Annotated in this window: 11 protein-coding genes and 1 pseudogene; 4 read left to right on the top strand and 8 right to left on the bottom strand. The window is 53.6% G+C overall.

Annotated features, from left to right (window positions below; all coding sequences use genetic code 11):
* Positions 1–12: 12 nt before the first annotated feature.
* The 5 genes from ptsP to ET464_RS02865 form a co-directional block, all read right to left on the bottom strand.
* On the bottom strand, positions 13–1,755 hold the full coding sequence (gene ptsP / locus ET464_RS02885; RefSeq protein ID WP_129438088.1) for a phosphoenolpyruvate--protein phosphotransferase: 1,743 nt from the start codon (positions 1,753–1,755) through the stop codon (positions 13–15).
* Positions 1,752–3,641 carry a glucose PTS transporter subunit IIA gene (locus ET464_RS02880; RefSeq protein ID WP_129438086.1) on the bottom strand — a complete coding sequence of 630 codons (1,890 nt, stop codon included), beginning with the start codon at positions 3,639–3,641 and terminating at the stop codon, positions 1,752–1,754. Before ET464_RS02880 ends, ptsP begins: the two co-directional genes overlap by 4 nt.
* 231 nt (positions 3,642–3,872) lie before the next feature.
* The gene (locus ET464_RS02875; RefSeq protein WP_129438084.1) at positions 3,873–4,307 is read right to left on the bottom strand and encodes a CoA-binding protein; all 435 of its coding nucleotides are present in this window, start codon (positions 4,305–4,307) and stop codon (positions 3,873–3,875) included.
* Positions 4,308–4,384: 77 nt separating this feature from the next.
* A complete protein-coding gene (gene aroA, locus ET464_RS02870) occupies positions 4,385–5,680 on the bottom strand; it encodes a 3-phosphoshikimate 1-carboxyvinyltransferase (RefSeq protein WP_129438082.1) in 1,296 nt (431 codons plus the stop codon).
* A 173-nt stretch (positions 5,681–5,853) separates the two neighbouring features.
* A complete protein-coding gene (locus tag ET464_RS02865; protein WP_129438079.1) occupies positions 5,854–6,375 on the bottom strand; it encodes a shikimate kinase in 522 nt (173 codons plus the stop codon).
* Between the two features lie 136 nt (positions 6,376–6,511).
* On the opposite strand from ET464_RS02865, the gene ET464_RS02860 reads away from it, so the two are divergent.
* A complete protein-coding gene (locus ET464_RS02860) occupies positions 6,512–6,856 on the top strand; it encodes a hypothetical protein (protein WP_129438077.1) in 345 nt (114 codons plus the stop codon).
* On the opposite strand, the gene gndA is transcribed toward ET464_RS02860, so the two are convergent.
* On the bottom strand, positions 6,853–8,265 hold the full coding sequence (gene gndA, locus ET464_RS02855) for an NADP-dependent phosphogluconate dehydrogenase (RefSeq protein WP_129438075.1): 1,413 nt from the start codon (positions 8,263–8,265) through the stop codon (positions 6,853–6,855). The genes ET464_RS02860 and gndA overlap by 4 nt on opposite strands.
* Positions 8,266–8,589: 324 nt before the next feature.
* Positions 8,590–9,186, bottom strand: a complete 597-nt coding sequence (locus ET464_RS02850; protein ID WP_129438073.1) for a hypothetical protein — start codon at positions 9,184–9,186, stop codon at positions 8,590–8,592.
* A gap of 251 nt (positions 9,187–9,437) precedes the next feature.
* On the opposite strand from ET464_RS02850, the gene ET464_RS02845 reads away from it, so the two are divergent.
* From ET464_RS02845 to ET464_RS02835, 3 genes are all read left to right on the top strand, one after another.
* Positions 9,438–10,088 carry a DUF1054 domain-containing protein gene (locus tag ET464_RS02845; RefSeq protein ID WP_129438071.1) on the top strand — a complete coding sequence of 217 codons (651 nt, stop codon included), beginning with the start codon at positions 9,438–9,440 and terminating at the stop codon, positions 10,086–10,088.
* 198 nt (positions 10,089–10,286) lie between these two features.
* Positions 10,287–11,054, top strand: coding sequence for an ABC transporter ATP-binding protein (locus tag ET464_RS02840; RefSeq protein WP_129438069.1), 768 nt, complete (start codon positions 10,287–10,289; stop codon positions 11,052–11,054).
* The gene (locus ET464_RS02835) at positions 11,051–12,076 is read left to right on the top strand and encodes an ABC transporter permease (protein ID WP_129438067.1); all 1,026 of its coding nucleotides are present in this window, start codon (positions 11,051–11,053) and stop codon (positions 12,074–12,076) included. The genes ET464_RS02840 and ET464_RS02835 overlap by 4 nt, the downstream gene beginning before the upstream one ends.
* Before the next feature lie 251 nt (positions 12,077–12,327).
* Here the strand turns inward: ET464_RS02835 and ET464_RS02830 are convergent.
* Positions 12,328–13,511: pseudogene (locus ET464_RS02830) on the bottom strand (MFS transporter).
* Positions 13,512–13,692 lie beyond the last annotated feature (181 nt).

The raw sequence follows: 13,692 nt of genomic DNA, 5'->3' as shown, positions 1-13,692 counted from the left end.
TAAGGCCTCTGATTAGGAGGCCTTTCCTGTAGAATCATGATTTGCCATAAACCGCATCAGCTCGGCGACAATATCGGCGCTTGTGGCGCATTCCAGCAGCTGCGGCAGCAGCTGGCGGCTGTCGCTTTGCTTCGTGCGCAGCAGCCTTTCTTTTACCGGGAGAATCGAATGGGCGGACATGCTGATCTCATCCACATCCAATCCCAGCCATAACGGGAGGGCTTTAACGTCTCCTGCAAGCTCGCCGCATACGCCTACCGTCGTGCCATGCCGTTTGGCCGCATCCACCGTTGCTTTCAGCATGCGGATAATGGACGGATGATACGGTTCGTACAAGTGGGCGATACTTTCGTTCATCCGGTCGACCGCCAGCGTGAACTGTACCAGATCGTTAGTTCCGATGCTGAAAAAATCGACTTCCTGCGCCAGCAAATCGGCTATCATAACTGCCGCCGGCACTTCGATCATAACGCCGATTTTCAAGTTTTTGTCGAACGGCTTCCCTTCACGCTCCAGCTCGCGTTTGGCTTCGTTCATGACCGCATTGGCTGCCCGCACCTCGTCTACCGAGGATATTAGCGGATACATCACCTTAACGGTGCCGTAGTGGCTCGCACGCAAGATCGCACGAAGCTGCGTTTTGAACAAATCGGTTCTCTCCAGCGAAATGCGGATCGCCCGGAAGCCTAGAAACGGATTATCTTCCTCCGGCAGTTCAAAATAATCCAGCTGCTTATCGCCGCCGATATCAAGCGTACGAATCGTAAGCGGCGCGCCATCCAGACGAACGGCTACGTCGCGGTATACTTCGAACTGCTCTTCTTCCTTCGGAAAGCGGCTGCGGTCCATATACAGAAACTCGGTGCGAAATAATCCGACGCCTTGCGCGCCGCTGGACAAAGCGATCTCCAGCTCTTTATACGAGCTGATGTTAGCTCCAAGCTTTAACGTTTTGCCGTCAGGCGTTTCCGGCTTGTGCCCGGCAATCAGATGAAGGGCGTGTTTCTGCTCATTCTGCACACGCTGCAGCTCGCTGTACCGCTTGATCACTTCTTCGTCGGGATCGATGTACAGCTTGCCGTCGGTTCCATCCATTACAATAAGCTGTCCGGTCTGAAGCTGCTCTTCCAGCTTGCCCTCTACCCCAACGATGAGCGGAATGCCGAGCGCTCTCGCCATAATGGCGGAGTGGGATGTCAAGCTGCCGCCAAGCGTGACAATTCCAAGTACATGATTCGGATTTAAGTGGGCTGCCTGAGAAGGCGACAGTTCCTTCGCGATTAAAATAAACGGCTGTGTATCCGAAGGAAGCGTAATTTCCGGAGCGCCAAGCAGATGCTTCAGCAGCCGGTTGCCGACGTCTTTAATATCGAGCGCGCGTTCCTTCATATAATCGTCGTCGAGCAAATCAAACATGGTGACAAAATGGTCAATCGCTTCTTTGACCGCAACTTCCGCTGCTTTATACTGCCGCTGAATAATCCCTTCAATCTCATTCATAAACACCGGATCGTCCAATATCGCCAAATGGGCATCAAAAATAGTCGACTCGTCAGCTCCAACAACATCTTTCAGTTCGTCGCGGATCAATTCGATTTCCTGCTTCGATGTGCGGATCCCTTCATATACCCGTTCGAATTCGCGGGCGAAATCCGCTACGCCAATCCGCTGCTCAGGCAACTCCCATTCCCAATTGGGGAGCACAAAGCCTTTGCCGATCGCTACTCCAGCCGATGCTCCTACAGCTTGAATCATGGTTTAACCCCTCCACCGTTTCTCTCTTTAAGCACCACCGACATGACGGATGCCTGCCCTTTCTTGACTGCTTTGAACGGGCCGAACCGCCACGATTGAACCATATTGTCCGAGTTCGTAATGACCATCGGCGTTGCAATCGATTTGCTTTCCCTCCGGACCATCAGCAGATCAAAGCGGATAAGCAGCGTTCCGGGTTTTACCGTATCTCCTTTCTCCACATAAGCGTGGAAAGCGCCCTTGTTCCCGAGCTGGGAGGAATCGATGCCGATATGCAGCAGAACATCAAGCCCGTCCTTCGAGCGAATGCCGATCGCATGCATCGTCGGGTAAATATGCACTACCGTGCCGTGAATCGGAGAAACAAGCTCACCCTTTTCCGGTAAAAAAGCAACGCCACCGCCAACCATTTTGCCCGAGAAAATCGGGTCCGGCACTTCCTCCAGCGGAATCATCCGGCCTTGCACCGGCGCATGGAATGATACCTGCTCCTGGTCGCGGTGAATCGATTTCATAATGGCTTCCCGAATCAGTTCGGAATAAGTGCCAAAGACAACCTGCACATGCCCGCCGCCAAGGCGGATTACGCCGGCTGCGCCCAAATTGCGGAGCGCATTCGTATCGATTTGCTTCTCATTCGACACTTTCAGCCTGAGCCTTGTAATGCAGGCTTCCATATGAAGCACATTTTCTTTGCCGCCAATCGCCTGAAGCACAAGCGGAGCCCGGTACGGAATATCCTCCGCCCAATCGTCAAGCTGGGAGCCTTCTTCCCGTCCGGGCGTCGGAATGCGGAACCGGCGGATCGCCCAGCGGAACAGAAAATAATACAAGCCGCCAACCGCAATGCCGATAGGGATGATAAGCAGCCCCCGGGTTGCCAAATGTTCATTCAGCACATAATCAATGGCGCCGCCCGAGAACGAAAATCCATGCCGGATGCCAAGCTCGTAGGTGACCCACATAATAAAGCCGGACAAAAAAGCGTGGACGACGTACAAATAAGGCGCTACAAACAAAAAAGCAAATTCAACCGGTTCGGTTACGCCGGTCAAAAACGAGGATAACGCGGCGGTCAAAAACGTTTTCCGGATTTTGGGTTTCAAATCTTCGCGCGCTTCGTGAATGATGGCAAAAGCAATGGCCGGCAGCGCAAACATCATCGTCGGATAAAGGCCTGCCATATAAGCACCTGCCGACGGATCGCCGGCAAAAAAACGCGGCAGGTCGCCGTATACGGTTGTGCCGTCCGCCGTTTCATAAGCGCCGATCTGGAACCAGAATACGTTGCTGACCAGATGGTGCAGGCCAAAAACAACAAGGATACGCTGCACAAAACCAAACAAAAATACCCCGAAGCCGCCGCCCGAGTCCACCACACGCCCCAGCTCCTCCAGCAGCCATTGAATTTTGGGCGCGAGGCCGATCATCACAAGGGACATGACGAAGCTGATAAAGCTGACAAACAACGGGACAAAACGCGGGCCGCCAAAAAACTGGATCGATTCCGGCAGGCGCAAATTTTTAAACCGGCTGTAACTAAATCCCGAAATAATGCCGATAACCGAGCCGACGAATACCGTCGGTTCGATCGCCGGATTCGCCGCGCTCGTAATGCCGCTGTAAATGACCATCCCGACAAGAGCGGACATGCCTGCGGCAAGAGCGTTGCCCGTAAGGCCAAGCGAGACGCCTAAAGCAAATATGTAAGGCAAAAATGCAAAGATCGCCTTGCTTGCCGAGGACAAGTAACCCGCCATCGGGTCGAGCCCGACGTACCCCCACGGCAGTTGGCTTAAAAACAAAAAAATGGCTGCGGCCGGCAGCACAATCATCGGCAGCATAAACGCTCTCCCGAGATGCTGCAGGCTACCCATGAAATTCATTGCGCACCTCCAGTGCCTGTTACAAATAAGCCGCGGCATTAACTGCAATCACTGCTCTATTCGATCGTTTCTCTACTACAGATGGTAAGCGTTCACCTGATATTTGTCAAAATAAAACGGCGAGCCCGTAAAAGCCCGCCGAATGTTAATTGGTCCATGTTCGTGAAGCCCGCTTCTGGCCGTCCAAGGCTAACTTCTTGTTGAAGAAGGGGGTCTTTTTTTTGATCGCGGTCAGTTTCTCCCTTTGCCGTTCGGCAGCAGAATCGAATCCTCGACCTTAATGCAGCGGTCCATAATTACCGTGAGCCCGCCAGCGCGGGCAACACGCGCCGCCGTCTCGTTAACGACGCCAAGCTGAAGCCACAGCGCCTTGGCGCGGATTGCAACCGCCTGCCGCGCAATATCCGGCGTAAACTCGCTGCGCCGAAATACGTTGACAATATCGACTTTGAACGGAATTTCGGCCAGCGTTCCGTAGCAGCGTTCGCCCAGAATGGAGCTGGCGCCGGGATTAACCGGAATAATCCGGTACCCTTTTTGCTGCATGGCTTTGGCGATCATATGCGACGTCCGGTCCGGGTTATCGGACAACCCGACAACCGCAATTACGCTGCTGGCTTTCAGCAGCTCCCGGATTTGGTCTCTCGGCGGATTTTCAAATGCCATCGTTCATCCCCTCCTTCGCAACCATTATACGGCGGCAAATGGACAAAGGTTAGCGGCAATCGGCGGGTAACCTCCGATTAGGCTTCGACCCACTCCACCTTAGCGCCTAATGCCTTTAAGTGGTCAAAATAGATCGGATACGATTTCGCAACGTGATGCGCGTCCTTGATACGGATCGGCGCTTTCGCACGCAAGCCGACAACCGTCAGCGCCATAATGACGCGGTGGTCGTAATGCGCATTAATTTCCACGCCGCCTTCAACGCCTTCCGGTCGGCCGTGTACAATAATTTCGCTTTGGCGCTCTTCCACGTTCGCCCCTGCTTTGCGCAGTTCGTTCAAATAATCGGTAATGCGGTCGCACTCCTTGTACCGCAGATTTTCTACGTTGTAGAAACGGGAAGTTCCTTCCGCAAATACTGCTGCCGCCACCATAGCCAGCACGGCGTCGGTCGCCTGGTCGCCGTCGAATTCAACAGCTTTCAGCTTGCCGTTGCCTTGCACATGGACAATGCCGTTCTCATGCGTCAGCGGCGTCTCCATCATGCGCAGCACATCGACAACTGCCCGCTCGCCTTGTCTGCTGTTTTCCGCAAGGCGGTGCACCGTTACATCCGATTCGGTAACCGCCGCTGCAGCCAGTATCGCGGCAGATCCCGGATAGTCGCCTTGCACGGTATAGTTTTGCGCTTTGTAGCTTTGGCGGCCCGGAACACGGTAGAACATCAAGTCTTCGCTCGCTTCGATCTGAATTCCGGCTTGCTCCAGCACTTCAAGCGTTTGCCCTACAACCACTTTCGATTTCAAATCATGCAGCACTTCAATTTCGCTGTCTTCTTCCAGCAGCGGCGTCAGGAACAAGAGTGCGCTCAAATATTGCGAGCTGACATTGCCCGATACACGGATTTTGCCGCCGCGCGGGCTGCCGCCTTTAATCGTAATCGGCAGCTTGCCTTCGCGGTGCGTAACGGATACGCCCAGCTGGCCCAATGCATCAATCAGATCATCATGCGGGCGTTTGCCCAAGGAATCCGGGTAACGGTTAATGAAGGTTACGTCCGGGCAAAGGGATGCAATCGCCATCAAAAAGCGGAGCACCGCGCCGGCGTTGCCCACATCCAGCTCGCTGACCGGAAGCGGATGGCGGCCAAAGCCGGTAATGACGATTTTTTCGTCATCTTCTTCCACTTTGGCGCCCAAATCGCGAATGCAGCGCCGCATCGCATCGCTGTCCTCGCTGTGCGCCGGATAATAGATCGTGCTGGTCCCTTCGGCTAGTGCCGCTACAAGCAGGTAGCGCGTCGTGTAGTTTTTGGAGGAAAGCGCCTGAATTTCTCCGTTTAATCGCGGAGTCGGGGTAACAATAACGTCCATAAGTCTATTTCTCCTTTATAATGTCGTAAATGACAATCTCGCAAATTGCATAGTAAGGTTCATCGTAAGCGGGAACGAAACTGCAGCGCCGAAAATAACTGCACCCCACCGGTGCAACGCTTTCCACGCTTAAAGCAGACCGGTATACGTCGCCGCCTGCTTACGGATATGATTCAACGGGTTTCATTCCAGCCTTTCACAATAAGCGCCGCAACCTCTTCTGCCGTCAACTCCGTCGTATCGATCATATGGTGCGCAAAATCATAAAGCGTCTTGCGCTGCTCCAGCAGCAGCGGCACACGGCTTTCTGCGTCGCCGGCAAGCAGCGGCCTCGCCGTATCTGCCTTCACGCGGCTAATAATATGCGCCGCATCCGCTTTGAGCGCGACCACATAACCGCCTGCGAGCATCGCCTCACGGTTCGCCGCAGCAAGCGGCGCTCCGCCTCCGGTAGCGACAACGGCCGGCTCGGGCGCATTCATGATGGAAGCGATGACCTCGCTTTCAATTTGCCGGAAGCCGGCTTCCCCATGCTCTTCGAAGATGGAAGCAACCGTCCGGCCTTCCCTGCGGACAATTTCCTCATCGGAGTCAATGCGCTGCCAGCCCAGCTCGTCCGCAAGCAGCCGGCTGACGGTTGATTTGCCGGTTCCCATAAAACCGACCAGAACAATTTTGTTAGTCACTGCTGACACGTCAATGGCCACCTTTTTTATCGTTCTTGCGTTTTTCGTATTATCATATCATTTTTCATAGTGACCGGGTATAAAAAAGTTTAAACTGCCGTATGGATGATAGTGATACCTTTTATTTCGAAAAGGAGTGACGCGCATGATTCCCAAATCCGAGTTATGGGACGCGCATCCAACCGAAAAACGGATAAACACCATTATGAATCCCGATCATCCGCTTTGCCGGGAAGATGTCATCTGGATGCTCGAATATATTAAAAAAAAGGTGGCCGACGCAGCCCCTGAATTACTGGGACTTGCGCAGCCACGCCTCATTCAAAGCTTCCATTCCTTTGCCGAAGCCGCCATGTCTCTTGTGCACCGGCATCATTACTCCGACCAAGAGGCAGACCGGCTGCGCAGATGGCTGCGCGACGCCGTTGACGGCCTTTCGCCGGAAGGGCTCCGGGATTCTCTCCGGACAAGCTCCTCCAAAAACTATTAAGCTTCCATCCAGTTGTGATGGAATACGCCTTCCTTGTCTACACGTTTAAAAGTATGCGCTCCAAAATAGTCGCGCTGCGCTTGCAGCAGGTTGGCAGGCAGCCGCTCCGTGCGGTAGCTGTCGAAGTAAGCCAGCGCGCTGGCAAAAGCAGGAACGGGGACGCCGTTTACAACAGCGGTTGCCACGACTTCGCGCCATGCGCCTTGGTACGATTCCACGATATTTTTAAAATACGGATCAAGTAAAAGATTGCGCAAGTTCGAATCGCGGTCGTACGCGTCTTTAATGTTTTGCAGGAAGCCTGCACGGATAATGCAGCCGCCGCGGAAAATCATCGCGATATCGCCGTAGCGGAGATTCCAGCCGTATTCGTCGGAAGCCGCGCGCATTTGGGCGAAGCCTTGCGCGTACGAAGCGATTTTGCTCGCGAACAGCGCTTTGCGGACCGATTCGATAAACGCCGCCTTGTCGCCTTGGAACGGCGCTTGGTCCGGGCCTTTCAGCACCCGGCTTGCGGCCGTGCGTTCTTCTTTCATCGCAGACAGGAACCGGGTAAATACCGACTCCGTAATGATGGACAACGGCACGCCAAGATCAAGCGAGCTTTGGCTGGTCCACTTGCCCGTACCTTTCTGTCCGGCGGAATCCAAGATGACATCCACCATCGGCTTGCCCGTTTCGGCGTCGTATTTGGAGAAAATATCGGCCGTAATTTCAATCAGGTAGCTGTCCAGCTCGCCTTTGTTCCACTCGGCAAAAATGGACTGCAGCTCTTCCGTCGAGCAGCCGGCAACCGATTCGAGCAAATGATAAGCTTCGCAAATGAGCTGCATATCGCCGTATTCAATGCCGTTATGGACCATCTTAACGTAATGGCCGGCACCGTCCGGTCCGATATATGTACAGCACGGATCATCGCCGACTTTAGCGGAAATAGCGGTAAGGATCGGCTCTACAAGCTTATAAGCGGATTCCTGGCCGCCTGGCATAATGGCCGGGCCTTTCAGCGCGCCTTCTTCGCCGCCGGATACGCCGGTGCCGATAAAGCGGAAACCTTTCGCCTCCAGCTCCTTGCTGCGCCGCTGCGTATCAGGGAAATAAGCGTTGCCGCCGTCAATAATGATATCGCCTTCGTCCAGATAAGGAACAAGCGCATTGATCGTCGCGTCCGTACCGGCGCCTGCTTGTACCATAATGAGGATTTTGCGCGGTGTTTCCAGAGACTGGACGAACTCCTCCACGCTGTATGTCGGAAACAGATTTTTGCCGGCGGATTCTTGGATGAGATCATCGGTTTTCTCGCGGGAACGGTTATACACGGACACGGTAAACCCTCTGCTTTCAATATTGAGAGCCAGATTTTTACCCATAACTGCGAGGCCTACAACACCAACTTGCTGTTTTGACATCTGGTTATCCATCCTTCATCTGTAATTTTAAGTCAGTTTCATTCTACCGTTTTTTCTGACAATTGAAAACCGAATTCGCTGTAAAAAGATGATTTTCGCAATCAATAAATTTGACCCTGCTGAAAAGTTTATCTTATAAAGCGGCGCAAACCGCCATCCGGCTCCAAATTCCCGCTGCGGAATTCCAGAATGGAGACGGCCGTCTGCAGGAAGCTGCCCGGAGCCCGGGATGAAAATTTGGAAAACAGCTGCAGACACATAACCCCCGCCGGCTGCCGGCGGGGTTATGTGTGGTATTTAGTTGCCGTACAACTCATAAACCGCTCATAGCTCCAGCTGAAGCATTTCCGAACGTAATGCCGTCAGCTTCTCTTTGGATGCGGCAGCCGCCTCATCCTGTCCATTTTGAAGCGCCTCAAACAAGACGGACAGCTCATAATCCAGCTCATAGCGTAATACAGGCGCCCGCTCCTCCGCGCGTTTCGATTGATAAGCTTTGATCATTTCCTCTATTGTAACAAAGGGTTTCTTTTGATACACGATGCGATGTTCCATGCCGGACACCTCCACAAGTCTTATAATTTCGCCGAACATTATGTTTTCAATGACGATCTGACGATCCTTGATCCGCTTGACCACCGCATGTCCACGTGTATCATTGATCAGCTTTTCGATCAGCTCCGACAGCTTTTCGTCCTTAATAATATAATCGCCCACAATTTTGTAACGGTTTTTCATGCGTTGAAACCTGAGTTTGACCAGCTTCCGACCGGTTCGTATGGAGATGAGAAACTGATATTCCGTTTCGCTCCAATACAAGGAGTACCCTTCCTGAATAAGATCGCGGATGAGATTTTGGATTTGCCGGCGGTCAAATCGCAGCTCCAGATTACAATACTCGACTTCGTAGCTTTTGTTCACGGCAATCCCTCCCTTACTACGGAATAGTTAACTGAATTGTCTGACAATTTGTTCTTATCCATATCTTATACTCCATCTTATGTTCTGGCAACTTGGTTTATTGACTAATTTTCGCGGAAAGGGGCGGCAAACCGCCATGCCTAACAAAAAATCCGCGATCCGTCCGATGTCTCCACTTGCGGAAACAGCTGCAAAACGGCAAAATAAAAAAGATATCAATTCTGTATAGGCAGACGGAGGAATGGACAACTATGCCAACACCAACTCAAACGGCGACCGGATTTACCGGATTCAGCCAAATTGATTTCGATACGTTTCAAATTGAAGGGCTTGAGGACCGAATGAACGCGATTCAGCAGCGCATTCAGCCTAAATTCAAGCAAATCGGGGAAGAGCTGGCCGGCAAGCTGGCGCCTGCGGCCGGGCAGGAGCTGTTTCTGCACATCGCCAAACATGCGCGCCGGACCGTCAATCCGCCCAAAGATACGTGGCTGGCGTTATGTCATAACAAACGCGGCTACAAAGCTTACCCGCATTTTCAAATCGGCTTGTTCGACGACCATTTGTTTATGTGGCTCGCTTTCATTTATGAGGTGCCGAATAAAGCCGCCATCGCTTCCGCGCTGCTTGCCCAGGCGGACAATCTCGCAGCCGAAGTTCCGGACGGCTATATGCTTTCCATGGACCATATGAAAAAAGAAGCCGTTCCTACCTCTTCCTTCACGAAAGAGACTTGGGAACATACGCTCGTCCGTTTCCGCGACGTCAAAAAAGCCGAGCTGCTGATCGGGCGCCATATTCCGGCCGGCGACAAGCTGCTTCAAGACGGCCCCGGATTAATCCGGCTGGCGGAAGAAACATTCGAGACGCTTATGCCGATCTACCGGCGTTCGCTGCTGTAAACGGCTGGCGGCGCCCTGCCGAAACAGCTCCCTAAAAAAGACCTGCAAACGATGCAGGTCTTTTGGTTTCATCAGCCGCTCCGCCGCCGACGCCAACCGGCTTTTAGCCTGCTGCTGCAAAACCTGCTTTACAAGCGCCTCCGCTCTCCTGATAATCGAAGGTAGATGGATTTCTGTTCCAGAGAGGAGCGATTCCGGATGGAAGAAACGAAAGTATGCAGCGAAGATTTTATTGGACAAAAGGCGTCAGCGGTCATCGTTCAAAGTATTACCCGTACCTACGGGGACAAAACCGTCCTGGACCGTATTACTCTGTCGATACCGAAAGGAGAGCTGTTTGGCCTGCTTGGCCCGTCCGGCTCCGGGAAAACAACACTGATCCGCGCCATCACCGGGCTTGAGCAAACCGACAGCGGCACCGTCACCTTGCTGCATGAGCGGATGCCTCAGCGGTCGATGCTGCGGCGGTTCGGCTATATGGCGCAAGCCGATGCCCTGTACAACGAGCTGACCGGCAGGCAGAACATGGCTTTTTTCGGCGCATTGTACGGGCTTCAGGGAAAACAGCTGCAAGCCCGTATTGAGGACTGCGCACGTCTTGTTGACCTTTCCGGCGATCTGGCCCGGGCAGTGCGTACCTACTCCGGCGGTATGAAACGCCGGCTTTCGCTCGCAATCGCCCTGCTGCACGAACCGGAGCTGCTTGTTCTCGACGAGCCGACCGTCGGCATTGACCCGCTGCTGCGCCGGACGATCTGGCAGGAGCTGAGCGGGCTGCGGAGCTCCGGCACCACCATCATTGTGACCACCCACGTCATGGATGAAGCGGAAAAATGCGACCGGCTTGGCCTCATTCAGAGCGGCAAGCTTATTGCGCTTGGCACGCCGGATGAAATCAAATTCAGCGCCGGAGCCGCTTCGATAGAAGAAGCGTTTATCGCTTTGGGCAAAGGAGGACGCCCATGAGCATACGCGCGCTCGCTATCCGCATCTGGCAGCAATTTATCCGCGATAAGCGGACCATGGCGCTTCTATTTATAGCCCCGCTTCTTATATTAACGCTAATGAAGCTGGTATTTGACGGGCAATCGGTTTCCCCGCGGATCGGCGCCGTCGGATTGCCTGAACAAGCTATATCGCTCATGCAGACGCAAGGCGCTGCCATAACGGTTTACTCAAACGAGGAAGAAGCAAACGCTGCTCTGAAGGACGGAACGCTGGACGGTTACGCCGCATCCGGCCCGCCAGGGCTTCAAATTCATTTGGAAGGCAGTGATCCAAGCGAAAGCCGCAGCCTGCTGGCTTTTGTACAAAACGCCCTGCCGGGGGAAAGCGGCAGTTCTGCTGCGATGCCGGCTGTCACGTATTTGCACGGCGGACCGCAAATGGCTCCTTTTGATTATTACGGCCCGGTGCTGATCGGCTTTTTTTCCTTTTTCTTTGTTTTTTTACTGGCGGGCGTTTCGTTTTTGCGCGAGCGCACGACCGGAACGCTGGAACGGCTATTGGCCACGCCAATCCGCCGGTCGGAAGTGGTTGCCGGTTATTTGGCCGGCTTCGGCGTTTTTATGATTTTGCAGGCTTCGCTTATCGCCTGGTTCGCCGTTGATGTGCTGGGACTGTATATGAACGGCAGCATGGCCTATGTGCTGCTTGTGAATTTCTTGCTTGCGCTGGCCGCATTAACATTAGGGACACTGCTCTCCTCCTTTGCAAGCAGCGAGTTTCAAATCGTGCAGTTCATCCCTCTTGTCATTGTGCCGCAAGTGTTTTTCTCCGGCTTGTTCAACCTGGACGCCATGAATCCGTGGCTGCAAAAGCTCAGCTACATCATGCCGCTTTATTACGGCGCGGACGCCATGCGAAGCATTATGGTGCGCGGCGAAGGATGGGCGCGCATCCAGACGGACGCCTTCGTGTTGATCGGGTTGTCGCTTGCCTTTGTGCTGCTGAATATTTTGGCATTGCGCAAGCATCGCCGAATGTAGGCTGTGCAGAGATTGTAACTGTGCCGGAAGTTATGTGAACGCTGCCGCATGCAGCGGCAACAAAAGCTGCGAAATCGGCACCGCCGGACCGTTCCTTTGCCGCAAATTGCGCAAAGAGCGGTGAGGCGGCGTGCTTCGGCCTGCCGCATGCATGCCCGCAACAGCAAAAGCCCCTGGCTGCAGCGCTTGTTAAAGCGCTGCAGCCAGGGGCTTCTCTCTTATCGCCGCGCGCAAACTGCCGCGGCTGCCGTCTATTCCGGCTGCGCCGCAGCCAGCCTTTGGCTGTCCAGCCGCCTGAATTGAAGCAGCAGCAGCACGGCGGCAAAACATAATACGCCGCCCAGCAAATAAGGCAGCCGCATATCCACGGTAAACAAAGCCGTACCCATCAGCGGTCCGGCAATACGCCCCAGGCTGTCCATGGAAGAGCTTAAGCCGGAAGCAACCCCTTGGCTGACGGTCGTTTTTTGCGTAATAAGCGATGTTACACATGGGCGGATCAGCGAATTGCCGATACCGAAAACAGCAAGCGACAAAATCGCCCATCCCAGCGAATGCGCCTCCAGCAGCAGGAAAAAGCCGATGCCGGAAACAATGAGTCCGGCTCCGATGTAACGGGGCTCTTCCCCTCTTTTAATCCGTCTGCGGACAAAGCCGCCCTGCACCAGTGCCCGACAAGCCCGCATACAAAAAAGAGAATGCCAACCTGCATCGGAGTTACATCAAACCGGCGCATGCCAAAAAACTGCAGCGTAGCTTCCATGCCCGCCAGCGTAAAGGTCACAAAAAACGCCAGCACATACAAATATTTAAGCGGCCCGGCAAACGCCGTCCACCGCGACGGACGCTTCACCGACGCCTGCCGGCGCTTATCCGGAGCAAGCGATTCGTTCAGCTTCAGGAATGCGAGCACAAGCGTGACAAACGCAAGCGCCGATGCGGCATAAAACGGCGCCTCCAGCGAAATCAAGCTGAGCAGCCCGCCAAAGCCCGGCCCTACCGTGAACCCGAGGCCGATGGACATGCCGACAAGCGCCATCCCTTTGGTCCGGCGTTCAGGCGGCGTAATATCTGCTACATAAGCAACAATAACCGATGTGACCGCCCCGGAGAACAAGCCTCCCAGCACACGCGACAAATACATAAGGGGGAGGTTCCCCGATGCTAGCCCAAACAGCAAAAAGCTGACGGCAAAACCGGCGATGCCTATTAAAATAACCGGCCTTCTTCCTATCTTGTCCGACAAGCCTCCCCAAAGCGGCGACAGCACAAAGGAGATGGCCGAATAAAGCGCAAGCATATAACCCGTATGGCGTTCCGCTCCAGCCGGATCCGCTTCGCTTATAATTTGCGGCATAACCGGAATAATAATGCCAAATCCGATAAAGGTAATGGCCAGCACGCTCATTACAATTAATATCCGTTTATCCTTCATTTTTTTCCAGCCTCCTTTCGTTATCGTAACACAATTACTCCGCCATGCCGGTTTTACAATTGAACATTATGCGAAATCATAGCCGCCTGCAAAAAATGATTCTTGCATTCCGAACTGTTTTTGCTATACTCATCCTAGTTTGTTTGCGCATTGAATGATTGATTAGATATTTTGATTTCAG

The sequence above is a fragment of the Paenibacillus protaetiae genome (assembly GCF_004135365.1).
GTDB lineage: Bacteria > Bacillota > Bacilli > Paenibacillales > Paenibacillaceae > Paenibacillus_AP > Paenibacillus_AP protaetiae.
Note: the sequence above shows the minus strand (reverse complement) of the source record. Positions and strands in the feature narration are given on the sequence as shown.

Bases quoted from the DNA above. Each gene is read 5' to 3' on its own strand.
- ET464_RS02835 (WP_129438067.1), top strand. From the start codon at position 11,051: ATGAGCATACGCGCGCTCGCTATCCGCATCTGGCAGCAATTTATCCGC.
- ET464_RS02840 (WP_129438069.1), top strand. From the start codon at position 10,287: ATGGAAGAAACGAAAGTATGCAGCGAAGATTTTATTGGACAAAAGGCG.
- ET464_RS02880 (WP_129438086.1), bottom strand. From the start codon at position 3,641: ATGAATTTCATGGGTAGCCTGCAGCATCTCGGGAGAGCGTTTATGCTG.
- ET464_RS02845 (WP_129438071.1), top strand. From the start codon at position 9,438: ATGCCAACACCAACTCAAACGGCGACCGGATTTACCGGATTCAGCCAA.
- ET464_RS02860 (WP_129438077.1), top strand. From the start codon at position 6,512: ATGATTCCCAAATCCGAGTTATGGGACGCGCATCCAACCGAAAAACGG.
- gndA (WP_129438075.1), bottom strand. From the start codon at position 8,265: ATGTCAAAACAGCAAGTTGGTGTTGTAGGCCTCGCAGTTATGGGTAAA.
- ptsP (WP_129438088.1), bottom strand. From the start codon at position 1,755: ATGATTCAAGCTGTAGGAGCATCGGCTGGAGTAGCGATCGGCAAAGGC.
- ET464_RS02875 (WP_129438084.1), bottom strand. From the start codon at position 4,307: ATGGCATTTGAAAATCCGCCGAGAGACCAAATCCGGGAGCTGCTGAAA.
- aroA (WP_129438082.1), bottom strand. From the start codon at position 5,680: ATGGACGTTATTGTTACCCCGACTCCGCGATTAAACGGAGAAATTCAG.